The organism is uncultured Anaerotruncus sp. (genome assembly GCF_902490045.1).
Taxonomy (GTDB): domain Bacteria; phylum Bacillota; class Clostridia; order Oscillospirales; family Ruminococcaceae; genus Anaerotruncus.
Genome location: NZ_CABUCJ010000022.1, coordinates 1 through 21,345, shown reverse-complemented (window position 1 = coordinate 21,345; position 21,345 = coordinate 1). Strand labels below are relative to the sequence as shown.

The following is a 21,345-nucleotide window of genomic DNA, read 5'->3' as shown; positions in this document are numbered from 1 at the left end:
TTCTTCCGTCGTTTTGCACGCGGGTCTTTTCCCTATTCTATCACAGCGGCGGGAAAATTGATAGGGGAAGCAGTTAATTCAGCGCGGCGACCGCCCGGTTGAGCGCCGCCGCGTAGAGCAGCCAGCAGAGATAGGGCGCCGTGAGCCAGAGAGTGCGCCGGGAGAGCATCGCGAAGCAGGCGGCGGCGACCAGAGCGAGCGCGAAGAGGGCGCACAGCTCCCAGAAGGCGAAGCGGTAAAGCCCGAACCGGAAAAAGAGCGGGCTCCAGAGGAAGTTGAGGAGGAGCTGCACGCCGTAGAAGGTGAGCGCCTGTGTGCGCGCGGAGGAGGCGGGCTTCTCCCACACGAGATAGGCCGCGATCCCCAGCAGCAGGTAGAGCAGCGGCCACACGACCCCGAACACCCACGCGGGCGGCGCGAAGGCGGGCAGATCGAGCGACTCGTAGACCGCGCGGACGTCCCCGGAAAGCCAGTTGCTGAGCAGCCCGCCGGCCAGCGGGACGGCGACCGAGACCGCAAGGGGTTTGAGGCGGATGGGCATGGGCGCTCCCCTCTTTCATACAAAATTTTCCTTTCTGTAGCTTATGACAAAACAGTAACATTTATTCAGATTGTTTGACGGGACCTGTCGTTTCGGGGTATAATAAACGCATCCCCGCGTTTTCCCAACCGGCACCGCGTACCGTGGTTCCGCCAGGGTCCGCCCTGGCCGCGCGGGTCCCGCCGCGCTCCCGATAAAACAGGCCCAGCCTGTGGAAAAGAGTCTGAATCGTCCATGAAAAAAAATCACCAGCTTTTGAATCTGTTCGCCGCCTTCTTCAAGATCGGCCTTTTCACCTTCGGCGGCGGCTACGCGATGATCCCGCTCATCCACCGCGAAGCGGTGGAAAACCACCGGTGGATCAGCGATGAGGAGATGCTCGACGTGCTTGCCATCTCGGAGGCGACGCCCGGGCCCGTGTCGATCAATTCCGCGACCTTCATCGGCTGCCGGGTCGCCGGGGTCGCGGGGTCGGCCGCCGCGACCCTCGGGGTCGCGCTGCCCTCCTTCCTCATCATCGCGGCGCTCTCCCTCTTCATCATGCAGTACCAGCGGTTCACCTGGCTGACCTGGGTGTTCGACGGCATCCGCGCGGGCGTCGTCGTGCTCATCCTCAATGCCGTCATCAAGCTCGGCAAGCAGGTCCCCCGCACCAACTTTGTCGCGGCCGTCATCCTGGTCGATTTCCTCGCGGCCTCCTTCTTCAACGTCAGCGTGATCCTGCTGCTCGTCCTCTCGGGCGCGGCCGGCGTCGTCCGCCAGCTCGTGATCGCGCGCAGGAACCCGAAAGCGGCGGGAGGTGACGGCAAGTGATCAACCTCTACCTCTTTCTCACCTTTTTCAAGATCGGGCTTTTCACCTTCGGCGGCGGCTACGCGATGATCCCGATGATCCAGCAGGACATCCTCTCCCACGGCTGGCTCACCCAGTCGCAGCTCATCGATTTCATCGCCATCAGCGAGTCCACCCCCGGCCCCTTCGCGGTCAACATCGCCACCTTCGTGGGCATGTCCCAGTCGGGCGTCGCAGGCGCCGTCTGCGCCACCCTCGGCGTCGTGCTGCCCTCCTTCCTCATCATCCTCATCGTCGCCAAGTGGTTCGGCCGCATCCAGGAGAACACCTATGTGAAGGCCGTCTTTTACGGCCTGCGGCCCGCCGTCGTCGCGCTCGTCGCCTCGGCCGCGCTCTCGATCTTCACCGCGATCACCCTCGGCGGCCTCTCCCCCCACGCCCTGCTCTACTTCTGGACGCTGCCCCACATCAGCTGGCGCGCCATCCTGATCGGCGTGATCGTCTTCGCGGTCAGCCGCTGGCGCAAAAAGCTGCATCCCATCTGGCTCATCTGCATCTCCGGCGCGCTGGGATTCCTTTTCCACGCCGCCCTGCCCATGATTCCTTAAAAGGAGGTCTCCCATGAACAAGAAAAAAGCCGCCCTTCAGGCGGTGGAACTGCTGAAAGCGGAATACCCTGACGCGATCTGCTCGCTCGACTACCGAAAGCCCCATGAGCTGATGATCGCCACCCGCCTGGCCGCGCAGTGCACCGACGCGCGGGTCAACATCGTCTGCGTCGACCTCTTCCAAAAGTACCGGAGCATCCGGGACTTTGCAGAGGCGGACGTCGCCGACGTGGAGGCGATCGTGAAGCCCTGCGGCTTTTACCACACCAAGGCCAAGGACATCGTCGCGATGTGCCAAATGCTGATGGAGCGGTACGACGGCGTGCTTCCCGACACGGTGGAGGAGCTGACCAAGCTCCCCGGCATCGGGCGCAAGACCGCGAACCTCGTGGTGGGCGACGTCTACGGGAAGCCCGCGATCGTCTGCGACACCCACTGCATCCGCATCACCAACCTGCTCGGCCTCACCGACAGCAAGGATCCCGCCAAGGTGGAGGAGCAGCTCCGCCCGCTGCTGCCGCCCGCGGAATCCAACGACTTCTGCCACCGGCTGGTGCTGCACGGCCGCGCCGTCTGCGTCGCGCGGCGGCCCCAATGCGACAAATGCGTGCTGAACGTCTGCTGCAAGCACTATCAGGATACATACAAGCTCAAATAAGCGAAGCGGCCCGCCTTTCGGCGGGCCGTTTTTCCATTCATCGCCGCAGCAGGGCTTCCAGCTCCGCGCGGGTAAACGTGTACTTTTTGTCGCAGAAGTGGCAGGCCACCTCGGTGGTCTCCTGCTCCCCGGCGAGCTTTTCGAGGTCCTCGCGGCCGATGCTGAGAAGCGCCCGCTCCACCCGCTGCTTGGAGCAGGTGCAGCGGTAGCAGACCTCCCGCTCGTCCAAAATCTCGGGGGAAAAGCCCGCGAGCACCCTTTCGATGATCTCCCGAGGGCCCATCCCCTCGTCGATCATTGTGGAGACGGGCTTCACCGCGTTGATGTTCTCCTCCAATCGCGCGATCGCGTCCTCCCCCGCGCCCGGCAGCAGCTGCACGAGGTAGCCGCCCGCCGCCCGCACGGTGAGCTCGGGGTTCACGAGCACGCCGAGCGCGCAGACGGTCGGGGTCTGCTCGCTGACCGCGTAGTAGCTCGTCACATCCTCGGCGATCTCCCCCGAAACGATCGGCACCGAGCCGATCGACGGTTCGGGCAGGCCCACGTCCTTGATGACGGTGAGGGTGCCGTTTTTGCCCACCGCGCCCGCCACGTCCAGCTTGCCGTAGCGGTTGAGCGGGATTTCCACGACGGGGTTGGCGACGTAGCCGCGCGGGTTGCCCCGCGCGTCGGACACCGCGATGAGCGAGCCGGCGGGCCCCCCGCCGGCCAGCCGCACCGTGACGCTGTCCCCCTCGTTTTTGAGCTGGCTGCCCATGATCGAGGCGGCGGTTACCAGCCGCCCGAGCGCGGCCGTCACCGTGGCGGAGGTCCTGTGGACGCGCTCCGCCTCGGCGGCGATATCGGTCGAATCCACCGCGGTGCAGACGAGCGAGCCGTCCCCCGCGATGGCGCGGATCAGTTTTCCCATATCATGAAGTTCCTTTCCGTTTCTTATCCCCTGCGGCGCGCCGCGTAGACGGCGCGCTGGGTCGTCTCCCCCACCGGGTCGAAGGTGTCCCCCGCATAGACCGCGAGCAGCTCGAAGCCGGCGCGTTCGAGGATCCCGGCGAGCGTGTCGTGCGAATAGCCGCGCTCGCAGAAGCTCTCCCCCTCCCGCGCGTAGAGGCCCTCCTCCCGCACAAAAAAGTCGAGCGTAATCTCGGTGAGCAGGGTTTCATCGGTGGTGTTCTGCCACACGCAGTAGAGGTCCCCGAGGTCGTAGACGAAGGTGTTCTGCCCGAGGATTTCCCGGTGCTTGTAGGGGGTGTTCACGTCGAAGACGAAGACGCCGCCCGGCGCGGTGAAGAGGGCCACCCGCCCGATCGCGGCCTCGAGCGCCGCCTCGTCGGTGACGTGGTTGAGGCTGTCGAGCGCGCAGACCGCCGCGTCCACCGTGCCATAGAGGTCCAGGGAGGAAAAATCCTGGCAGAGCCAGAGAATTCCTCCCGCGCCCTTGGACGCAGCTTCAGACAGCATGTCCGCGCTGCCGTCCACCCCGATCACGTCGTAGCCGAGGCGGGAAAGCTCGACCGAAAGGCTCCCCGTCCCGCACGCCAGATCGAGCAGGATGGGCTTTTCGGCCACGCGGAGATGCTGCCTGATGATAGAATCGAAGTATTGCGCGCGCCGCCGGTAGTCGACCTGCTCCATCAGCCGGTCGTAATAGGCGGCAAAGGTATGGTAGGACATCAGTCCTTCACCCGCTCGAAGACCACCTTGTAGCCGTCGCTGCCGTAGTTGAGGGAGCGGTTCACGCGGCTGATCGTCGCGGTGGACGCGCCTGTCTTGGCGACGATGTCGCTGTAGACGCGCCCCTCGCTGAGCATGCGGGCCACCTCGAGGCGCTGGGAGAGCGCCTTGAGCTCGGGCACGGTGCACAGGTCGTCGAAGAAATTATAGCACTCGTCCATCGTTTCGAGGGAGAGGATGGCTTTAAACAGATAGTCGACGTTCATGTCCTTGAGTTTCGTATTCAAACGATCGCCTCCAAAAATGAAATTTGCACTGTCTGCATTTTATCATTTTAGTTTACGAAAGTAAAGACTTTTATGCATGAAAGCGCTACATTTTTTCCTGCTGCCGACGCAAACCGGGAAAGGGCGCGAAAAGCCGGGCGGAAACACCGCCCGGCCGTAGACTGCCAGAAGAATCCTCCGTCGCAAATAGAGCGATTTTGACGGTTTCCCAAGGATGTCCGGACATGTGCCGGACATCATTCCCTTATGGCGTAAAACCGCTCAAAGAGCGGTTTTACAAGAGGAGGGGTGGTTCTGGCGGGGAAACAAGGGAGTGAGCCGAACACCGTGAGGCGAAGCGATCCGGGTTCCCCGTCCAGCAGCTTGTCGATGGTATCGACAAGCTGAAGCCGGGCGGAAACACCGCCCGGCCGCCTTCAGAGCTCCTTCAAAAGCTCCGCTTTTTTCTTTTGGTACTCCTCCTCGGAGATCAGCCGCTGCTCATAGAGCCCGCGCAGGCGCTCGAGCCGCCGTTCGATCGGCTCCTCCCCCGGCGCGTCCGCCTCGTCGATCTCGATGCGGCAGCTTGCCACGCCTCTTTGGGAAAAGGCGTTCAGCAGGTTGACCGCCGTGATGACGGCCGCGATCAGCGTCCAGAAGACGCCGAACGGCCCGAAGGCGGGGATCACCATGAAGACGCCGAGCAGGACAAAGACCACGCCGACGACGGCTCCGACGGCCGACTGTCCCCTGCCCGGCCGGACGCGAACCTGTTTTTTCATCCCGCGTCCTCCTCAGTCCTCATCGTTTCGCACGAGATCCTCATAGCTCTCCCGCCGGACGACGACGCGCGCCTGCCCCTCCCGGAGCATCACGACGGGAGGCCGCGGGATGCGGTTGTAGTTGGAGGCCATCGAATGGTTGTAGGCGCCGGTGGCCAGCACGGCGATGATGTCGCCCGCGCGCGCCTCCTGCATCTGCATATGCTCGCCGATCAGATCGCCCGACTCGCAGCACCGGCCCGCGAGGGTGACGGTGCGGGTCTTGGGCTCGGCGGCCCGGTTGGCGACCATCGCCTCGTAGGGCGCCTGGTAGAGGATATAGCGCGGGTTGTCCCCCATGCCGCCGTCCACCGAAAGGTAGGTGCGCACGCCGGGAATCTCCTTGACCGCGCCCGCAGTGTAGAGGGTCAGCCCCGCGGGACCGACGATCGAACGGCCCGGCTCGATGACGATAAACGGGGTGCGCAGCCCGCGCGCCCTGCAGGTGCGCTCGACCGCGCCCGCGACCCGCTGCATATAGCGGTCATACTGGACGGGGTCGTGCTCGGGCAGGTATTTGATGCCGAAGCCGCCGCCCAGGTCGAGAATCTCAAGCTCCCGGCCCGTCTCCGCCTTCACGTCCGCCATGAAGCCGAGCATCACCTCTGCGGCGTGCTCGAACGGCTCGATGTCGAAAATCTGCGAGCCGATGTGGCAGTGGACGCCCTTGAGGCGGACCCCCTTCATGCCGACGGCCTGCCGGACCGCCTCCATCGCCTCTCCCGTCTCGAGCGCCAGGCCGAACTTGCTGTCGATCTGTCCGGTGCGCACGAAGTCGTGGGTGTGCGCGTCGATGCCCGGCTTGATGCGGAAGAGGATCTCCGCGACCTTGCCCCGGCTGGCGGCGAGCTGGTCGAGCAGCATGAGCTCGTCGAAATTGTCGACGACGATCGTGCCCACGCCGTATTCGAGCGCCTCGATCAGCTCCTGCACCGTCTTGTTGTTGCCGTGGAAAAAGATGCGCTCGGGCGGGAAGCCGACGCTTTTGGCGGTGTAGAGCTCGCCCCCCGACACCACGTCGAGCCCGAGCCCCTCCTCCGCCACGATCCTGCAGACCGCCTTGCAGCAGAACGCCTTGCTCGCGTAGGTCACGAGCCCCCGGCCGCCGTAGTAGCGGTTGATCGACTCGCGGTAGCTTTCGCAGGCGCGGCGGATTTCGTCCTCGTCCATGACATAGAGGGGGGTGCCGTAGGTCTGCGCCAGCTCGACGGTATCGCGTCCGCCGATCGTCAGGTGTCCGAGGGCGTTGAGCCCCAGGCAGTCGGATACAAACATATGATCACGTCTTTCGTCAGATTTTACATGTCGTCGGCATAGCCGCCCGCGTCCTTCTCGGCCTTCCGCGCGTCCATCGAGGCGCGGTCGTCCTCCTCCCGCGACTCCTCAGCGCAGTCCCGCTCGATCTCCGCGACGATCCCCTTCACCGCGTCGACCCCCTCGCCCGTCTCGGCGGAGAAGGGGATCTTGATGATCTGGTCGGCGCAGGGCAGCTCGCGCTCCAGCGCGGCGAGGCGTTCCTCCCGCTGCTTCTTCGAGAGCTTATCCGCCTTGGTCAGCACGGCCACGAAGGGCAGCTCCCGGTCGATCAAAAAGTCGATCATCGTCAGGTCGTCCGCCGTCGGCGGATGGCGCATGTCGATGAGCTGGAAGACGACCCGCAGGTCGCGGTCCTGCGCGAAATAGCCCTCGATCAGCTCCGCCCAGCGGCGCTTCTCCCCCTTCGAGACCTTCGCGTAGCCGTAGCCGGGCAGGTCGGCAAAGCGGATGCCGTCCGCGTGGAAAAAGTTGATCGTCGCCGTCTTGCCCGGCACCGCCGAAACCCGCGCGAGCCCCTTCCGGTTGAAGAGCTTGTTGATCATCGAGCTCTTGCCCACGTTGGAGCGCCCCGCGAAGGCGATCTCCGGCAGGTCGGAGGGCGGAAGCTGCGCCGACGTGCCGTAGCTTGCCTCAAATTGTACGTTGTGGTAATTCATGGCTCCCGCCCCTTTCAGTCTGTCTTTTGGTCGTCTTTACTGCGGAATCGGGGAATTCGCCTTGGAAAGCGGCTCCTTGCCCTCGGCCGCGAGCGCGTCGAGCACGGGGGTGCTCGCCTTGGCGCGCGGCTTTTTGACGAGCGCCGTCTCGAGCACCGTGTCGATCCGCTCGGCGGTGACGAAGCGGATATGCTCCTTCACGGCCTCGTCCACCTCGGCGAGGTCGGGCTCGTTCTCCGAGGGGATGACGACCGTCTTGATGCCCGCGCGGTAGGCGGCCATCGTCTTTTCCCTGAGCCCGCCGATCGGCAGCACCCGCCCGCGCAGGGTGATCTCGCCGGTCATCGCAACGTCGCGGCGCACCGGGGTGCCCGACAGCGCGGAGATGAGCGCGGTGCAGATGGTCACGCCCGCGGACGGCCCGTCCTTGGGCACCGCCCCCTCGGGAACATGGATATGAATGTCGCGCGTCTTGTAGAAGTCGTGCTCCACGCCGTACTGCTCCCAGTGGGCGCGGATATAGCTGACCGCCGCGTGCGCGGACTCCTTCATCACGTCGCCGAGCGAGCCGGTCAATTCCAGCTTGCCCGCGCCGTCCATGACGGCGACCTCCACCTGGAGCATCTCGCCGCCCACGCTCGTCCACGCGAGGCCGTTGACCATGCCCACCTCGTCGAACGACTGGATGAGCTCGGGCTTGAACCTGCGGGGGCCGAGGTAATCGGTGATGTTCCCATTGTCGATGACGACCTTTTTCGTGTCGCCCGAGACGATCTGTTTGGCGGATTTCCGCAGCAGCGAGGCGATCTCCCGCTCGAGCTGGCGCACGCCCGCCTCGCGGGTGTAGTTGTCGATGAGCGCGTAGACCGCGTCGTCGGTGATCTTCGCCTTGGAGGCGGTCAGGCCGTGGCGCTTGAGCTGCTTGGGGCAGAGGTGGTTTTTCGCGATGTGGAACTTCTCCTCGCGGGTGTAGCTGGAAAGCTCGATGATCTCCATGCGGTCGCGCAGCGGCCCGGGAATCGTGTCGAGGGTGTTGGCCGTCGCGATGAAGAGCACGTCGGAAAGATCGAACGGCACCTCGATGAAATGGTCGCGGAAGGCGTGGTTCTGCTCCGAATCGAGCACCTCGAGCAGCGCCGCCGACGGGTCGCCGCGGTAGTCGTTGCCGAGTTTGTCCACCTCGTCCAGCAGCATGAGCGGGTTCTGGCTGCCCGCCAGCTTCATCGCGTTGATGATGCGGCCGGGCATCGCGCCGATATAGGTTTTGCGGTGGCCGCGGATGTCGCTCTCGTCCCGCACGCCGCCCAGCGAGATGCGCACGTATTTGCGCCCCATCGACTTAGCGATCGAGCGGGCGATCGACGTCTTGCCGACGCCCGGAGGGCCGACGAGGCAGATGATCTGCCCCTTGATCTCCGGCGCGAGCTTGCGCACCGCGAGCAGCTCGAGGATGCGCTCCTTGACCTTCCGGAGTCCATAGTGCTCCCGGTCGAGCAGCGCCTTCGCCTTTTTCACGTCGATCTTGTCGGCGGTCTTTTTGTTCCACGGCAGCTCGAGCACCGTGTCGAGGTAGCCGCGGATGACCCCGGATTCGTTGGAGTTGCCCGGCAGCTTGGACAGCCGGTCGACCTCCTTATTCAGCTTTTCGGCGGTCTCCGAATCGAATTTGATCTTGGCGATCCTGTCGTAGTATTCCTGGATCTCCTCCTGGTCGTCGTCCTCGCCCAACTCGCCCGAGATCGCCTTCATCTGCTCGCGCAGGTAGTATTCGCGCTGGTTCTTGTCGATCTGGCCCTTGACCTTCTCCTGGATGTCCGCCTCGAGCGAGAGGATGTCGTTCTCCTCCTCGAGCAGGCGCGCCAGGATTTCCAGCCGTTTGAGCGGGTCGCTTTGGGAGAGGATCGTCTGCTTGTCCTCGACCTCCATCTGCATGTTGCCCGCTATGTACTCCGCCAGATGAACCGGGTCCTCGCTCACAAGCGCGCTGACGATCAGCTCCTTTGGCATGCGCGGCGTGAGGTAGCAGTACTCCTCGAACAGGTCCTTGACGGTACGCATGAGCGCGTCGCACATCGCGGACTTGACGCTGCGGGTGATGCGCAGCGGGAACTCCGCGATCATCCCCTCGAAGAAGGGCGACTCGGAGAGCACCTCGATCGTCTTCGCGCGGTACATCCCCTCGACAAGCACCCGCCAGGTGCCCCCCTGGGATTTGATGATCTGCTTGACCTGCGCCACCACGCCGATTTTATAGAGCCCGTCCGCCTTCGGCTCGTCGTCGCGGATGTTCTTCTGCGCAACGAGGAAGATTTTGCGGTCGCCGCTCATCACGCGGTTGAGCGCGAGGATGGACTTTTCCCGCCCCACGTCGAAATGCAGCACCATCTGCGGGAAGAGCACCAGCCCGCGCAGCACCAGCATGGGCATGCGCACCGGCTCTTTCGGTTCGGGCACCTGCGGGGATTTCTTCTCCGCAGGCAGGATTTTTTTATTGTTAAGCTCGCTCATATCGCGGCCTCCATTCTCCGGTAAATGCTTCTATCTCAAAAACCTTGCCGGTTTGAGCTATTATTATAGCATGCTTTCCACCCGATGTAAACCGGGGAGCATTACCAGCCAAAGGGGACTTTCGTGCCAAAGGGGACTTTCGGGAAAGTCCCCTTTGGAAACCCCCAAAGCTTCATCGGGCCGGCCGCCGCCTTTCAGCATGGGGCTCTGCCCACGCCCTTAGTCGTCCCCATCCGCCCAAACGCCCCTTGGAAAGCCCCAAAGCTTCACCAGCATAGCGCCGCCCGCGGTTTGGCAACGCGGCCCGCGCCGGGCCGCCCCTCGAAGGACGCGAAACGGCCGCCGCAGAAAACCTCTGCGGCGGCCTCTTCCCAAGCCGTTTTGCACCGAATCAGGACGCGCTGTCCCGCCGGGCCCGCGGCGTGACGCGGCGGGCGGTGGAAATCTGCAGGCGGGAGGGCCTGCGGGCGGGATCGCGGGTGTATTCCGGCTCCCCCTCCCCCTTTGCGCAGGCGCCGGTAATCCGGATGCCCGCGACCGTGCAGTCGGAGGGCGCCTCGTACATGAGGGTCCCGAGCACGTCCTCGATGATCGCGCGCAGCCCGCGCGCGCCCGTCTTGCGCTCGATGGCCTTGTCGGCGATCGCCTCGAGCGCCTCCTGATCGAAGGAGAGCTCGATGTTGTCGAGCGAGAAGAGCTGCTGGTACTGGCGAACCATCGAATTTTTCGGCTCGGTGAGGATCTTGACGAGCGCCTCCCGGTCGAGCGGCTCCAGCACGGTGAGCACCGGCGTGCGCCCGACCAGCTCGGGGATCAGCCCGAAACGGACAAGGTCCTGCGGGATGACCTGCTGCACGAGCTGGTCCTTCTGCCTGGAGTCCTTGATCGTCGACCCGAAGCCGATCGAAGATTTATCGGTGCGGCGCTCGATGATCTTTTCGATTCCCTCGAACGCGCCGCCGCAGATGAAGAGGATATCCTTGGTGTCGATCTGGATGAATTCCTGCTGGGGATGCTTGCGCCCGCCCTGCGGCGGGACGTTGGCGACGGTGCCCTCCAGAATCTTGAGCAGCGCCTGCTGGACCCCCTCGCCCGACACGTCGCGGGTGATCGAGGGGTTCTCGCTCTTGCGGGCGATCTTGTCGATCTCGTCGATATAGATGATGCCCTTCTGCGCGCGCTCGACGTCGTAATCCGCCGCCTGCAAAAGGCGCAGCAGGATGTTTTCCACATCCTCGCCCACATAGCCCGCCTCGGTCAGCGTCGTGGCGTCCGCGATGGCGAAGGGGACGTTGAGCATCCTGGCGAGGGTCTGGGCGAGCAGCGTCTTGCCCACGCCGGTGGGGCCGAGCATGAGGATGTTGGTCTTGCCAAGCTCCACCTCGCTCGTGTCGCCGAAATAAATGCGTTTGTAGTGATTGTAGACCGCCACGGACAGCGCGATCTTCGCGCGGTCCTGCCCGATCACGTATTCGTCCAGCCGCTCCTTGATCTCGCGCGGCTTGAGCACGGTGATCTGCTGCTCGGGACGGTTCTGGCGGGGCCGCTGCGCGGGCATGTCGTCATCGAGCACGCTCTGGCAGAGCTCCACACACTCGTTGCAGATACATACCCCCGGCCCCGCGATCAGCCGCTGGACCTGGTTCTGCATCTTGCCGCAGAAGGAACAGCGCAGTTCCCTCTCGTCGTTCTTCGCCATGGGATACCTCCTGAAAATCTGGATGGGCAGAGCGCGGCGCCGGCGGGCGCTGCGCTTTTAGGGGAATTTCATCATTCGTGATGGGTGATGATCCTGTCGACCAGGCCGTAGTCAAGGGCCTGCTGCGCGGTCATGAAGTTGTCGCGCTCGGTGTCCCGCTCGATGACCTCGAGCGGCTGGCCGGTCTGCTCGGAGAGCAGGCGGTTGAGCTTTTCACGGGTGCGGATGATCCAGTCGGTGTGGATCTTCATGTCGGTGGCCTGGCCCTGCGCGCCGCCCGACGGCTGGTGGATCATGATCTCGGCGTTGGGCAGCGCGATCCGCTTGCCCTTGGCGCCCGACGAGAGCAAAAACGCGCCCATCGAAGCGCCCAGCCCCATGCAGATGGTCGACACGTCGCACTTGACATAGTTCATCGTATCGTAGATCGCCATGCCCGCCGTGACCGAGCCGCCCGGGCTGTTGATGTAGAGGTGGATGTCCTTGTCGGGGTCCTGCCCCTCGAGGTAGAGCATCTGCGCGATCACCAGGCTGGCGGTGGTGTCGTTGACCTCCTCGCACAGCATGACGATGCGGTCGTTGAGCAGCCGCGAAAAGATGTCGTAGCTGCGCTCGCCCCGGTTCGTCTGCTCGATGACCATCGGCACCAGGCTCATGGCCGCGCTTCCCATTGTTAAGCTCATTGTGAAATTACCTCCTGTCGGATTGTTTGCCGCAAACCAATCCTCTATGCTCCAAAAGTTTTACCGGCGCGGCGGCTGGCCGCCGTGCCGGTATGTAGGCAGTCTTATTCGGCCGTCTCGGCCGCGGGCTCCGCCGCCGGGGCTTCCTCCGCCTTCGCCTTCTTGGCGCGCGGCTTGGAGGCCTTCTTCGGCTTCTCCTCCTTGGCGGGCTCCTCCCTGACCTCCTTCACGACGGCGCTGTCGCGCACGAGGTCGAGCGCCTTGCCCATCGCGAGGTTCTGGGCGATCTCCTTCTCCGGGACGATGTTTTTGAGCTTGTCGGCCTCCATGTTATAGTTCTTCGCGAGCTTGTCGTACTCGGCGGCGATCTCCTCGGCGGTCGGCTCGATCTTCTCGAGCTCGACGATCTTCTCGAGCGCCAGGCGGGTCTTGACCTGCGCTTCGGCCTGCGGGGCGAAGCCCTTGCGGAAGCCGTCCATATCGGTGCCCGCGTACTGTAAATAGGTCGGCAGGTTGAGCCCCTGCGACTGTAAACGGTACTCGAAGTCACGCACCATCTCGTCGATGCGGCTGTCGTACATGCACTGGGGGATGTCGGCCGCGAGCTTTTCGCAGACGGTGTCCATCAGCTTGTTCTCCATCTCGGTTTCGGCCTGGCTGTCGTGGCGCTCCTGCGCCTTCTTCTTGAGGTCGGCCTTCAGCTCGTCGAGCGTGTCGAACTCGCTGACGTCCTTGGCGAACTCGTCGTCGAGGAGCGGCAGCTCCTTCATCTTGAGCTCGTGCAGCGTGCACTTGAAGACCGCGGGCTTGCCCTTGAGCTCCTCGGCGTGGTAGTTCTCCGGGAAGCTCACGTTTACCTCGAACGACTCGCCGGCGCTGTGCCCGACGATCTGCTCCTCGAAGCCGGGAATGAAGCTGTTGGAGCCCAGCTCGAGCGGATATTTCTCGCCCTTGCCGCCCTCGAACGCCTCGCCGTCGACAAAGCCCTCAAAATCGATCACGGCGGTGTCGCCGTCCATGGCGGCGCGGCCCTCCACGGCGATCACGCGGCCGCCCTGCTCCTGCATGCGGGAGAGCTCGGCGTCGACCTCGGCGTCGGTCGCCTCGACAACCTTCTTCTCCACCTCGATGCCCTTGTAGCCCTCGATGGAGACCTCGGGCTTGACCGTGACGGTCGCCTTGAAGGAGTAGCCGTCCTTCGAGACGTCGAGCACCTCGATGTCGGCGCGGTCGACCGGCTCGATGCCCTTTTCCTCAACGGCGGCGTCGTAGGCCGCCGGGTAGGTGTCGTTGACGGCCTCCTCATAGAAGACACCCTCGCCGTACAGCTTTTCGATCATCTTGCGGGGAGCCTTGCCGCGGCGGAAGCCGGGAACGGTCATCCGCTTGACGTTCTTCTTGAACACCTCGTCGACCGCTTTGCCGAACGTCTCGGCGTCGACGGTGATGGTGAGCTCTACTTTTTTGTCCTCGTTGGTCTTCATTTCTGTTACTGCCATTCTACTTCCTCCTGAAAAATGTTCCCGTTCCCCTGCATCTTCCGCATTTCCTGGAGGAACGATTCGGGCGCTATAAACCCACTATCTTGGTATTATATCAAATCGGACGGAACTTGCCAATAGATAATTTGTGAATTTCCCGCGTTTTTTCACGCCTCCCGGCCGGTTTCCACCAGCACCGGGTCAAATTTCAGGTAGTCGCCGCTCACCAGCCGAAAACGGATGCCGTCGTAGCTCCCGTCGACCGCCCAGCGGCAGCCCTCGGCGTGGATGTGACCGTAGTAGCACCGGCGGATGCCGTGCTTTTTGAGCACCTCGAGGATCTGCGGCGAGACGCTCTCGCCGTAGACGGGCGGATAGTGCAGGAAAACGACCGGCTCCAGCCCGGTCTTTTCCGCCTCCGCGATCGAGAGCTCCAGCCGGATGCACTCCCGGTTGATGATCTTTCCGTCGAACGCCTCCCCCGTCTCGAAGAGCCATCCCCGCGAGCCGCAGACGGCGATCCCGTCGGCCGTAACGCAGTTATTATGGAGGATTTCCAGCGTGTTTAATCCGTGCTCCGAAAAAAAGGCGTGCACCTTCGAGCGGGTGCTCCACCAGTAGTCGTGGTTGCCCTTGAGCAGGATTTTGCGCCCGGGCAGCGCCTCGAGGAACCGGAAATCCGCGAGCGCCCCCTCGAGCGACATCCCCCACGAGGTGTCGCCGGGCAGCACCACGGTGTCCTCCCCCCCGACCTTCGCGCGCCATGCCCGCTCGATGCGCGCGACGTAATTTTCCCACCCGGGGAAAACGTCCATCGGGTGCCCGCTCGTCAGCGAGAGGTGCAGGTCGCCGATTGTGTAGACCGCGATTGCGATCGCCTCCTTTTGCCGGGCCGGTTTCCCGGGGAATTCCCGCGGAAAAGGCCCCGCTTACATCCCGCAGGGGGCTTTCCCCTGCGCGTCATACCGCTCGAAAAACGCCATCGCATTGCCGAAGAAGAGCTTCCCGGCCAGCTTTTCGCCGTACTCCGCCTTCACCCGGCCGTAGAGCCCGCCGATCTTTTCGGCCGGCTCGAGCCAGGAGGGCACGTCGGTGCCGTCGTAGTCGGAGCCGAGCGCCACGACGTCCTCCCCACCGAGCGCGAGGAAATGGCCCAGGTGCGCCGAGAGCGCCGCGTAGGAGGGGTCGGGGTCGTCCGCCGAGAGAAAGTGGGTGGAGAAATTGAGCCCCACGACGCCGCACGACGCCGCGACCGCCCGGAACTGGTCGTCGGTGAGGTTGCGCCCATGCCCGCAGACCGCCCGGGAATCGGAATGGGTCGCGATAAACGGGCGCTTCGCGAGTCCCTGCACCTCCCAAAAGCCGCTGTCGCTCAGGTGGGAGACGTCGACGACGATCCCCGCCTCCTCGAGCAGCGGGAGCGCCTCCCGCCCGAGGGGGGTGAGTCCCTCGTCGCAGGCCATGCCGCTACCCAGCTCGTTTTTCCCGTTCCAGGTGAGGGTCAGGATCCGCACGCCGCATTCCCGCAGCCGCGCGATCCGCCCGAGGTCCCCGGCGAGCGCCGAGCCGCCCTCCACCGTGAGCAGCGCCGCGCATCTCCCCCCGGAGACGATCTCCCGGATGTCCGCCGCCGTGAACGCCTGCGCCGCGAGGTCTGCGTTCTCCGCGAGCTGCTCCGCAAAGAAGGCATGGCAGCTCTCAAAATAGTCGACCGCGGCCCCGCCGCGGTATTCGTCGGGCATGAAGATCGCAAAGCACTGGCACCAGTCGTAGCAGGCCATCCGGTCGAGCGCGAGGTGCGCGCCGTTCTGCCGCAGGCTCCTGTCGCCCGGCGCGAGGCGCTCACCGTCGTGCAGGCGGGTGACGGTGTCGCAGTGCAGGTCAAATAAATACATCCAGATCCCCCGTATCATACGCGCCCGCCAGGTGGGCCCAGCGGGTCACCACATTCGAGCCGGGCCGCTCGGTCACGACCTCGAAGAGGTCGAAACGCGGCTGGACCGCCCCTGTATTGTATATGCCGCGCTCCCGCAGATATGCCACGGCGGCCAGCGCGATCCGCCTGCGCTGCGCCTTCGCGACGCTCGCGGCCGGGGCCGCCAGCGCGTTCTGCGCACGGGTCTTGACCTCGACGAAGGCGATGACCCCACCCTTTTGCAGGATGAGGTCGATCTCGTTGCGCCCGCTGCGCCAGTTGCGCGCGAGGATTTCATACCCCGCCTCCGCGAGCTTTTTCGCGGCGAATTCCTCCCCCAGCGTCCCGCGCCGTCGCGTCGTCGCCGTCATTTGAGGAGCTTTTTGAGGAAGGTGCGGCGGTGTGCCGGCGAGGGGCCGTACCGTTCCAGCATCTCGTAGTGGAGCCTGGTGCCGTAGCCCTTGTGCTGCGCGAACCGGTATTCGGGGTACTCCTGGTCGAGCTCCTTCATATAGCGGTCCCGCGCGACCTTCGCCAGAATCGACGCCGCCGCGATCGACGCGCTCCTGCCGTCCCCGCCGACGATCGTCTGGGTGGCGAAGCCGAGCCCCGGGTCGCAGTTCCCATCGACGAGCGCGAGGTCGGGCTTCACCGAAAGCCCCTCGGCCGCGCGGCGCATCGCGAGCATCGACGCGCGCAGGATGTTCATCTCGTCGATCTCCGCGACCGACGCTGTCGCGACTGAGCAGGCCGCGGCCCGCGCGGTGATCTCTTCAAAGAGCGCCTCGCGCTTTTTTTCCGTGAGCTTCTTCGAATCGTTGACCCCCGCGATCTCCACGCCGCGCGGCAGGATGACCGCCGCCGCGTACACGTCCCCCGCGAGAGGCCCGCGCCCCGCCTCGTCGATGCCGCAGACGGCGGAAAATCCCCGGTCCCAGGCGATCAGCTCATATTGGTACAGGTCCATGTCAATCCTCCGGAGGCAGTTCGAGCGTCAGCCTGCCGAGCTTTCCGCTGCGGAATTCGTCGAGCACGGTGATCGCCGCCCGCTCGGTGTTGACCTCGCCGCCCGGGACGAGCATCCCGCGCTTTTTCCCCACGAGGCAGAGGAGCCCGTAGGCGTCGAGGCCGTCCGTCTCCCCCTCTTTCAGGTTATAGCGCGCGGCGAGCTGCGCCGGGTATTCGGCGTTTAACAGCCAGAGCAGTCGCATCGCGAGCAGCTCGGCGTCGAGCACGTCATCCTTGACCGCGCCCGTGAAGGCGAGCCGCTCCCCGACGGCGGGGTCCTCGAACTTGGGCCAGAGCACCCCCGGCATGTCCAGCAGGTCGACCCCTCCCGCGAGCGACACCCACTGCCGTCCGCGCGTCACGCCCGGGCGATCCTCCACCTTCGCGCGCTTCGCGCCCGCGAGGCGGTTGATGAGGGAGGACTTGCCGACGTTGGGGATGCCGACGATCATCATGCGGATCGGCTGGCCGCCCATCCCCTTCTCCGCCCGGCGCGCGAGCTGCGCGGAAAGCGCGCTCCTCACGAGCGGCAGGAACGCCCCCAGCCCCTTGCCGCTGCGGCAGTCGGTCGCGATGGCGGGGACGCCCTTTTTGGCGTAATACTCCACCCAGCGGCGGGTGGCCCCCTCGTCGGCGGAATCGCATTTGTTGAGCAGGATCACGCGGGGCTTCTGCCCCACGAGCCTGTCGATCTCCGGGTTGCGGCTCGACGCGGGAATCCGCGCGTCGGTCAGCTCGACGACGATGTCGACGAGCTTCATGCTCTCGCTCATCAGCCGCCGGGTCTTGGCCATGTGCCCCGGGAACCACTGGATCGACGGAACCTCGGCCGCCGGGACGCCGGGCTGCTGGTTACTCATGAAATCCCTCCGAACTTATTGAATGGGAAGAAGCGGAAGACCGCCTTGCCCATGATGTGGCGGACGTCGACCATGCCGATGTCGCCCGACCGGCTGTCGAGCGAATGGTTGCGGTTGTCCCCCATCACGAAGACGCACCCCGCCGGCACCTTCACCGGGAAGGAGATGTCGTACTGGAGCATCGTGGGCTCGTTGATGTATGGTTCGTCGAGCAGGGTGTCGTTGCGCCACACCTCGCCCGAAACAAAGTCGATGAAGATGACGTCTCCCTCCTTGCCGATCACCCGCTTGACGATCGCGTCCTCGTCGGTGATCGAGCGGTCGACGACGACCACGTCGCCGTATTCCGGCGCGTAGCCCGCCTGCTGGAGGATCAGGCGCTCGCCGTTGTGGAGGGTCGGCAGCATCGAGATGCCGTTGACCGTCGCGAGCCGCGCGAAAAAGGTGAAGATGAGCAGGAAGGCGAGCAGCGGCACCAAAAACGATTCCACCCACTCGAAAGCCTCGCTCACCGCGCTTTTCGCCTCTGGCTGATTGTCCCTGTATTCCGCAGCGTCCATCTGCATCCTCTCCATTCCAGTCATCTTCTTTTCTGTCGTCAGTCGATCTTCCCCGCCCTGTCCGCGGGCAGGAAACGGTAGACCGCCTTGCCCATCACCCGCCGCAGGTCGATCATGCCGATCTCCCGCGTACGGCTGTCGGCCGAGTGGTTGCGGTTGTCCCCCATCACGAAGACGCTTCCCTCGGGCACCGTCACCGGGAACTCCACGTCCCGCCGGGTGAGGGTCGGCTCGTATAAGTAGGGCTCGTCCAGCGCCCGCCCGTTGCGGCGGACCTGACCGGTTTCAAAATCGATGTCGATCTCGTCTCCCGCGCGGCCGATCACACGCTTGATGATCGGCGGCTCCCCCCTCTGGCTGCGGTCGACGACGACCACGTCGCCATACTGGGGGTCGCGGTAGCCCGCCTGCACTAGCAGCAGGCGGTCGCCGTCGTGGAGGGTGGGCAGCATCGAGGGGCCGGACACCGTCGCGGTGCGCGCCGCAAACGCAAAGACCAGCAGGATGACCCCCACCGCGATCACGCACGACTCCACCCATTCATACACCTCGGCCACCGCGCCGCGGCGGCGTTCCCTGGTATTCAAAGAGTTCTTGATGTCGTAGCGGAAGTCGTGTTCCCGCCGCGCGTCCTGTCGGGTCCTGTACTGCTGTTCCAACATACGCCCATCCCTCCGGAAGCCCGGGCCTTTCCATTGATCGTTTTTCAGTATAGCACACCCCGCCCCCCGATTCAAGGCGGACGGCGCCGGCCGGGAGGCTGCAAAAAAAGAAAAGGGACGTTTCCACGTCCCCAGCCTGCGGGCGGCCCCGCAGGCTGCACGAGGGGGAACCGGATCGCCGCGGCCCGCGGCCTTGCTCCCTCATCCCCCTCGTGTGCGCCCCCTTTTCCAAGGGGAGTTTTGTCCGGCGCATGTCCGGACAAAACAGAAAGGGACGTTTTCACGTCCCTTTCAAAAGTGTTCTTATCGAATGGTGTCCCTGACCTTGGCGGCCTTGCCGACGCGGTCACGCAGATAGTAGAGCTTGCTGCGGCGGACACGTCCGTTCCTGACCAGCTCCACCTTGTCGATGTTGGGGGAATGGATGGGGAAAACCCTCTCGACGCCGCAGCCGTGGGCCAAGCGGCGGACGGTGAAGGTCTCGGAGATGCCGCCGTGTTTCTTGGCGATCACCGTTCCCTCAAAAACCTGGATCCTCTTCTTCTCGCCCTCTTTGATCCAAACGTGCACCTTGACGGTATCGCCGATTTCGATCTTGGGCAGTTCTGCTTTCGTGCAATCAGTAACGATCTGCTTCAAAGCGTCCATTGCTGCTTCCTCCTTATTTTTTGCAGACATTCATGCCCAAAATCGATGGCAGAGGACTGTCCGGTTTCATGTTCAATCCGGTTGGATTGGGCCTGAAATCCCGTTGCAGGATCACAACGTTCATTACATGCTTATATAGGATACCACACGAGAAACCGAAATGCAAGTATTTTCTTCCTGTTTTTTACGAATTTACAATGAGCGCGATGAATTCGAGCGGCGTCTCCCCCGCGTTCGCGATGCTGTGCCCCTGGCCCGACGCGGTGTGCGCGCAGTCCCCCGGGCCAAGCGTGACCTGCGTCCCGTTGTCGTTGTAACGCGCTTCGCCCGTGAGGATGTAAAAGGTTTCGCTCTCGCCCTGGTGCTCGTGGTAGCCGATCGAGCAGCCGGGCGCGAGGACCATGTGGTTGAAGAGCCTGCCGTGCCCGCAGAACCGCTCCGGGTCCAGCAGCATCTTCATGTGCACCTCCCCGTCTCCTCCGCGCATTTGGACCTTGACGTCCTCCGGCAGCTGTGCCTTTCTTGTGATCATCGAAATCCCTCCTTTTTAACGCTATTGTACAATGGCCGGGGGCGATTGTCAAAGTTCAGCAGAGGCCCTGCGCCAGAAATTTGATTGTGTAGACGCAGCCCTCGCGGAAATACCGTTCACAGTTGAGGGATTCGATCCGGTTTACGCATTCGAGGAGCTGGTCGGGCAGGGCCCGGCCCCCGCCGCCCACGCCCTCGAGGTGAGCGCACAAAAAGCGTTCCAGCCCTCCTGATATTGACTCGTGGGATAAAGTCGGATAAAATAGGATTATATGTTGGGCAGTATTTTTTCGTGAGGTGATGAACATGAAGCCCTTAAAGGAGAAAGTGAGCGTCACTTTGGATACGGATATCATCAAGAGCGTGCGGTTTTTGGCGGACAGGGACGACCGGTCCGTTTCATCGTACATCAATCTGGTGTTGAAAGAGCATTTGAACCGCCTGGGTAAACAGGACGAAAAATAAAGGCGGCCCGCGGGCCGCCGCTTTTATTTCTTGATCCGCTTATTCAAACGGCCGGAACTCCCCGTCCAGAACCGCCGTGCGCACCACCCGCATCCAGTCCGCGCACACCCCCTCCTCCGCCGCAAACGCGTCGAGCAGCAGGGTGGGGTTGAGGTTCAGCGTGTTGCCGGCGGCGGCGCGCATCGTAAAGCGGAGGGTATTGCCCTCGGCGCGCTCCTCCAGCACCGAGAAATGCGGCTTCGCGTCGATCACGCGCTCCCCCTTTTTGCCCTTTTTGACGACGGGGACCGTCTCCCTATTCCGCCACGCGGCGAATTTCTCCGCGGCTTCGGCCGCCTCCATCCCGTCGAACTCCTGCGTGATCTCATAGTCCGCCCACGCGATCGCCTCGGGCTTTTGCCCGGCCGGGGCAGCGCGGTAGCAGCGGACCCCCTCGGGCAGCACGGCGTTGAGGCGCTCCACCACCTCCTCCATCGGCAGTTCCCTGGTGAGGCGGAAATCCATCGACTCGCAGGTGCTCTCATAGCCGAGCGCGAGCGGCAGCGCGAAGGTCAGGTAGACGTGCGGATGAAAGCCGAGGGTGTGCCACACCGGCAGCCCCGAGCGCTTGAGCGCGCGGGAGATGCAGCGCACCATGTCGAGGTGGGAGATGTACTTGATCCGCCCGAGCTTCCGGTAAAACACCCGCACGGTCACCTTGAAGAGCTCATTTTCCAAAGCAGGCACCTCCCACCAGCTTGTTCGCGCCGCAGCCGGAGCAGTTGAGGCGGCAGTGGGGCGTCACCTGCGCGGCGAGCGCGCGCTCGTGCTCGCGGACGAGGTAGGCCTTGCTCACCCCATAGTCGAGGTGGTCCCACGGCATGATTTCGTCGTAGCCCCTGCGGCGGTTCGCGTAGAAGGAAAAGTCCACGCCGCACACCTCCGCGGCGTCCTCCCACCGCTCCATCGAAAAGAAGTCGTTCCAGCCGTCGAGCCGGGACCCGAGCCGCCAGGCG

General features: G+C 64.0%; 25 protein-coding genes and 1 pseudogene. 3 read left to right on the top strand and 23 right to left on the bottom strand.

The window, feature by feature from the left end; genetic code table 11:
- Positions 1 to 73 precede the first annotated feature (73 nt).
- Positions 74 to 541 carry a TspO/MBR family protein gene (locus RDM88_RS04200; RefSeq protein WP_308753541.1) on the bottom strand — a complete coding sequence of 156 codons (468 nt, stop codon included), beginning with the start codon at positions 539 to 541 and terminating at the stop codon, positions 74 to 76.
- 234 nt (positions 542 to 775) lie between these two features.
- On the opposite strand from RDM88_RS04200, the gene RDM88_RS04195 reads away from it, so the two are divergent.
- Genes RDM88_RS04195 through nth form a run of 3 tightly spaced genes read left to right on the top strand, consistent with a single transcriptional unit; the run spans position 776 to position 2,599 of the window.
- A complete protein-coding gene (locus RDM88_RS04195; RefSeq protein WP_308753539.1) occupies positions 776 to 1,354 on the top strand; it encodes a chromate transporter in 579 nt (192 codons plus the stop codon).
- Positions 1,351 to 1,941, top strand: coding sequence for a chromate transporter (locus tag RDM88_RS04190; RefSeq protein WP_308753537.1), 591 nt, complete (start codon positions 1,351 to 1,353; stop codon positions 1,939 to 1,941). The genes RDM88_RS04195 and RDM88_RS04190 overlap by 4 nt, the downstream gene beginning before the upstream one ends.
- Positions 1,942 to 1,954: 13 nt before the next feature.
- Positions 1,955 to 2,599 (top strand): endonuclease III, encoded by a 645-nt coding sequence (nth, locus tag RDM88_RS04185; RefSeq protein ID WP_308753534.1) that lies wholly within the window; start codon positions 1,955 to 1,957, stop codon positions 2,597 to 2,599.
- Between the two features lie 37 nt (positions 2,600 to 2,636).
- Here nth and hslO read toward each other — a convergent pair whose 3' ends face one another.
- The 22 genes and pseudogenes from hslO to RDM88_RS04075 all read right to left on the bottom strand — a co-directional run.
- Positions 2,637 to 3,509: an Hsp33 family molecular chaperone HslO gene (gene hslO, locus RDM88_RS04180; RefSeq protein WP_308753532.1), complete on the bottom strand. Its 873-nt coding sequence runs from the start codon at positions 3,507 to 3,509 to the stop codon at positions 2,637 to 2,639.
- A 23-nt stretch (positions 3,510 to 3,532) separates the two neighbouring features.
- On the bottom strand, positions 3,533 to 4,270 hold the full coding sequence (locus RDM88_RS04175; RefSeq protein WP_308753530.1) for a class I SAM-dependent methyltransferase: 738 nt from the start codon (positions 4,268 to 4,270) through the stop codon (positions 3,533 to 3,535).
- A complete protein-coding gene (locus RDM88_RS04170; RefSeq protein WP_101549760.1) occupies positions 4,270 to 4,557 on the bottom strand; it encodes a YerC/YecD family TrpR-related protein in 288 nt (95 codons plus the stop codon). The genes RDM88_RS04175 and RDM88_RS04170 overlap by 1 nt, the downstream gene beginning before the upstream one ends.
- Before the next feature lie 416 nt (positions 4,558 to 4,973).
- On the bottom strand, positions 4,974 to 5,318 hold the full coding sequence (locus RDM88_RS04165) for an SHOCT domain-containing protein (protein WP_308753527.1): 345 nt from the start codon (positions 5,316 to 5,318) through the stop codon (positions 4,974 to 4,976).
- A gap of 12 nt (positions 5,319 to 5,330) precedes the next feature.
- The gene (gene lysA / locus RDM88_RS04160; protein ID WP_308753525.1) at positions 5,331 to 6,632 is read right to left on the bottom strand and encodes a diaminopimelate decarboxylase; all 1,302 of its coding nucleotides are present in this window, start codon (positions 6,630 to 6,632) and stop codon (positions 5,331 to 5,333) included.
- 23 nt (positions 6,633 to 6,655) lie between these two features.
- A complete protein-coding gene (yihA, locus tag RDM88_RS04155; RefSeq protein WP_308753523.1) occupies positions 6,656 to 7,330 on the bottom strand; it encodes a ribosome biogenesis GTP-binding protein YihA/YsxC in 675 nt (224 codons plus the stop codon).
- A 36-nt stretch (positions 7,331 to 7,366) separates the two neighbouring features.
- On the bottom strand, positions 7,367 to 9,838 hold the full coding sequence (gene lon / locus RDM88_RS04150) for an endopeptidase La (RefSeq protein ID WP_308753521.1): 2,472 nt from the start codon (positions 9,836 to 9,838) through the stop codon (positions 7,367 to 7,369).
- Between the two features lie 391 nt (positions 9,839 to 10,229).
- Positions 10,230 to 11,537 (bottom strand): ATP-dependent Clp protease ATP-binding subunit ClpX, encoded by a 1,308-nt coding sequence (clpX, locus tag RDM88_RS04145; RefSeq protein ID WP_308753519.1) that lies wholly within the window; start codon positions 11,535 to 11,537, stop codon positions 10,230 to 10,232.
- Positions 11,538 to 11,608: 71 nt separating this feature from the next.
- Positions 11,609 to 12,193, bottom strand: coding sequence for an ATP-dependent Clp endopeptidase proteolytic subunit ClpP (gene clpP / locus RDM88_RS04140; RefSeq protein WP_308753563.1), 585 nt, complete (start codon positions 12,191 to 12,193; stop codon positions 11,609 to 11,611).
- 131 nt (positions 12,194 to 12,324) lie between these two features.
- Positions 12,325 to 13,719: a trigger factor gene (tig, locus tag RDM88_RS04135; RefSeq protein WP_308753517.1), complete on the bottom strand. Its 1,395-nt coding sequence runs from the start codon at positions 13,717 to 13,719 to the stop codon at positions 12,325 to 12,327.
- Between the two features lie 149 nt (positions 13,720 to 13,868).
- A complete protein-coding gene (locus RDM88_RS04130; protein WP_308753561.1) occupies positions 13,869 to 14,570 on the bottom strand; it encodes a metallophosphoesterase in 702 nt (233 codons plus the stop codon).
- A gap of 60 nt (positions 14,571 to 14,630) precedes the next feature.
- Positions 14,631 to 15,596 carry a membrane dipeptidase gene (locus RDM88_RS04125; RefSeq protein WP_308753515.1) on the bottom strand — a complete coding sequence of 322 codons (966 nt, stop codon included), beginning with the start codon at positions 15,594 to 15,596 and terminating at the stop codon, positions 14,631 to 14,633.
- Complete coding sequence (locus RDM88_RS04120) at positions 15,583 to 15,987, bottom strand: YraN family protein (protein WP_308753513.1); 405 nt, start codon at positions 15,985 to 15,987, stop codon at positions 15,583 to 15,585. Before RDM88_RS04120 ends, RDM88_RS04125 begins: the two co-directional genes overlap by 14 nt.
- Entirely contained in the window at positions 15,984 to 16,583 is a 600-nt protein-coding gene (locus tag RDM88_RS04115; RefSeq protein WP_308753511.1) for a ribonuclease HII, read from the bottom strand. Before RDM88_RS04115 ends, RDM88_RS04120 begins: the two co-directional genes overlap by 4 nt.
- A gap of 1 nt (position 16,584) precedes the next feature.
- Positions 16,585 to 17,484 (bottom strand): ribosome biogenesis GTPase YlqF, encoded by a 900-nt coding sequence (ylqF, locus tag RDM88_RS04110; protein WP_308753509.1) that lies wholly within the window; start codon positions 17,482 to 17,484, stop codon positions 16,585 to 16,587.
- Positions 17,481 to 18,059, bottom strand: coding sequence for a signal peptidase I (lepB, locus tag RDM88_RS04105; RefSeq protein WP_308753506.1), 579 nt, complete (start codon positions 18,057 to 18,059; stop codon positions 17,481 to 17,483). Before lepB (RDM88_RS04105) ends, ylqF begins: the two co-directional genes overlap by 4 nt.
- A gap of 23 nt (positions 18,060 to 18,082) precedes the next feature.
- Positions 18,083 to 18,706, bottom strand: a complete 624-nt coding sequence (gene lepB, locus RDM88_RS04100; RefSeq protein WP_308753504.1) for a signal peptidase I — start codon at positions 18,704 to 18,706, stop codon at positions 18,083 to 18,085.
- Between the two features lie 303 nt (positions 18,707 to 19,009).
- Positions 19,010 to 19,354: a 50S ribosomal protein L19 gene (gene rplS / locus RDM88_RS04095; RefSeq protein ID WP_308753502.1), complete on the bottom strand. Its 345-nt coding sequence runs from the start codon at positions 19,352 to 19,354 to the stop codon at positions 19,010 to 19,012.
- 184 nt (positions 19,355 to 19,538) lie between these two features.
- Positions 19,539 to 19,886 (bottom strand): cupin domain-containing protein, encoded by a 348-nt coding sequence (locus RDM88_RS04090; protein ID WP_308753499.1) that lies wholly within the window; start codon positions 19,884 to 19,886, stop codon positions 19,539 to 19,541.
- Between the two features lie 55 nt (positions 19,887 to 19,941).
- Positions 19,942 to 20,097 (bottom strand): hypothetical protein, encoded by a 156-nt coding sequence (locus RDM88_RS04085; protein WP_308753497.1) that lies wholly within the window; start codon positions 20,095 to 20,097, stop codon positions 19,942 to 19,944.
- A gap of 292 nt (positions 20,098 to 20,389) precedes the next feature.
- Complete coding sequence (locus RDM88_RS04080) at positions 20,390 to 21,067, bottom strand: TIGR03936 family radical SAM-associated protein (RefSeq protein WP_308753495.1); 678 nt, start codon at positions 21,065 to 21,067, stop codon at positions 20,390 to 20,392.
- A pseudogene (locus RDM88_RS04075) lies at positions 21,057 to 21,345 on the bottom strand (B12-binding domain-containing radical SAM protein); the annotation flags it as partial. The gene RDM88_RS04080 and the pseudogene RDM88_RS04075, both read right to left, overlap by 11 nt.

Excerpts from the sequence above, each read along its gene's own strand:
- RDM88_RS04120 (WP_308753513.1), bottom strand. The coding sequence starts at position 15,987 with ATGACGGCGACGACGCGACGGCGCGGGACGCTGGGGGAGGAATTCGCC.
- yihA (WP_308753523.1), bottom strand. The coding sequence starts at position 7,330 with ATGAATTACCACAACGTACAATTTGAGGCAAGCTACGGCACGTCGGCG.
- RDM88_RS04195 (WP_308753539.1), top strand. The coding sequence starts at position 776 with ATGAAAAAAAATCACCAGCTTTTGAATCTGTTCGCCGCCTTCTTCAAG.
- lepB (WP_308753506.1), bottom strand. The coding sequence starts at position 18,059 with ATGGAGAGGATGCAGATGGACGCTGCGGAATACAGGGACAATCAGCCA.
- RDM88_RS04200 (WP_308753541.1), bottom strand. The coding sequence starts at position 541 with ATGCCCATCCGCCTCAAACCCCTTGCGGTCTCGGTCGCCGTCCCGCTG.
- nth (WP_308753534.1), top strand. The coding sequence starts at position 1,955 with ATGAACAAGAAAAAAGCCGCCCTTCAGGCGGTGGAACTGCTGAAAGCG.
- lepB (WP_308753504.1), bottom strand. The coding sequence starts at position 18,706 with ATGTTGGAACAGCAGTACAGGACCCGACAGGACGCGCGGCGGGAACAC.
- RDM88_RS04175 (WP_308753530.1), bottom strand. The coding sequence starts at position 4,270 with ATGTCCTACCATACCTTTGCCGCCTATTACGACCGGCTGATGGAGCAG.
- RDM88_RS04125 (WP_308753515.1), bottom strand. The coding sequence starts at position 15,596 with ATGTATTTATTTGACCTGCACTGCGACACCGTCACCCGCCTGCACGAC.
- rplS (WP_308753502.1), bottom strand. The coding sequence starts at position 19,354 with ATGGACGCTTTGAAGCAGATCGTTACTGATTGCACGAAAGCAGAACTG.
- tig (WP_308753517.1), bottom strand. The coding sequence starts at position 13,719 with ATGGCAGTAACAGAAATGAAGACCAACGAGGACAAAAAAGTAGAGCTC.
- ylqF (WP_308753509.1), bottom strand. The coding sequence starts at position 17,484 with ATGAGTAACCAGCAGCCCGGCGTCCCGGCGGCCGAGGTTCCGTCGATC.
- lysA (WP_308753525.1), bottom strand. The coding sequence starts at position 6,632 with ATGTTTGTATCCGACTGCCTGGGGCTCAACGCCCTCGGACACCTGACG.
- RDM88_RS04165 (WP_308753527.1), bottom strand. The coding sequence starts at position 5,318 with ATGAAAAAACAGGTTCGCGTCCGGCCGGGCAGGGGACAGTCGGCCGTC.
- RDM88_RS04115 (WP_308753511.1), bottom strand. The coding sequence starts at position 16,583 with ATGGACCTGTACCAATATGAGCTGATCGCCTGGGACCGGGGATTTTCC.
- clpP (WP_308753563.1), bottom strand. The coding sequence starts at position 12,193 with ATGAGCCTGGTGCCGATGGTCATCGAGCAGACGAACCGGGGCGAGCGC.
- hslO (WP_308753532.1), bottom strand. The coding sequence starts at position 3,509 with ATGGGAAAACTGATCCGCGCCATCGCGGGGGACGGCTCGCTCGTCTGC.
- RDM88_RS04090 (WP_308753499.1), bottom strand. The coding sequence starts at position 19,886 with ATGATCACAAGAAAGGCACAGCTGCCGGAGGACGTCAAGGTCCAAATG.
- clpX (WP_308753519.1), bottom strand. The coding sequence starts at position 11,537 with ATGGCGAAGAACGACGAGAGGGAACTGCGCTGTTCCTTCTGCGGCAAG.
- lon (WP_308753521.1), bottom strand. The coding sequence starts at position 9,838 with ATGAGCGAGCTTAACAATAAAAAAATCCTGCCTGCGGAGAAGAAATCC.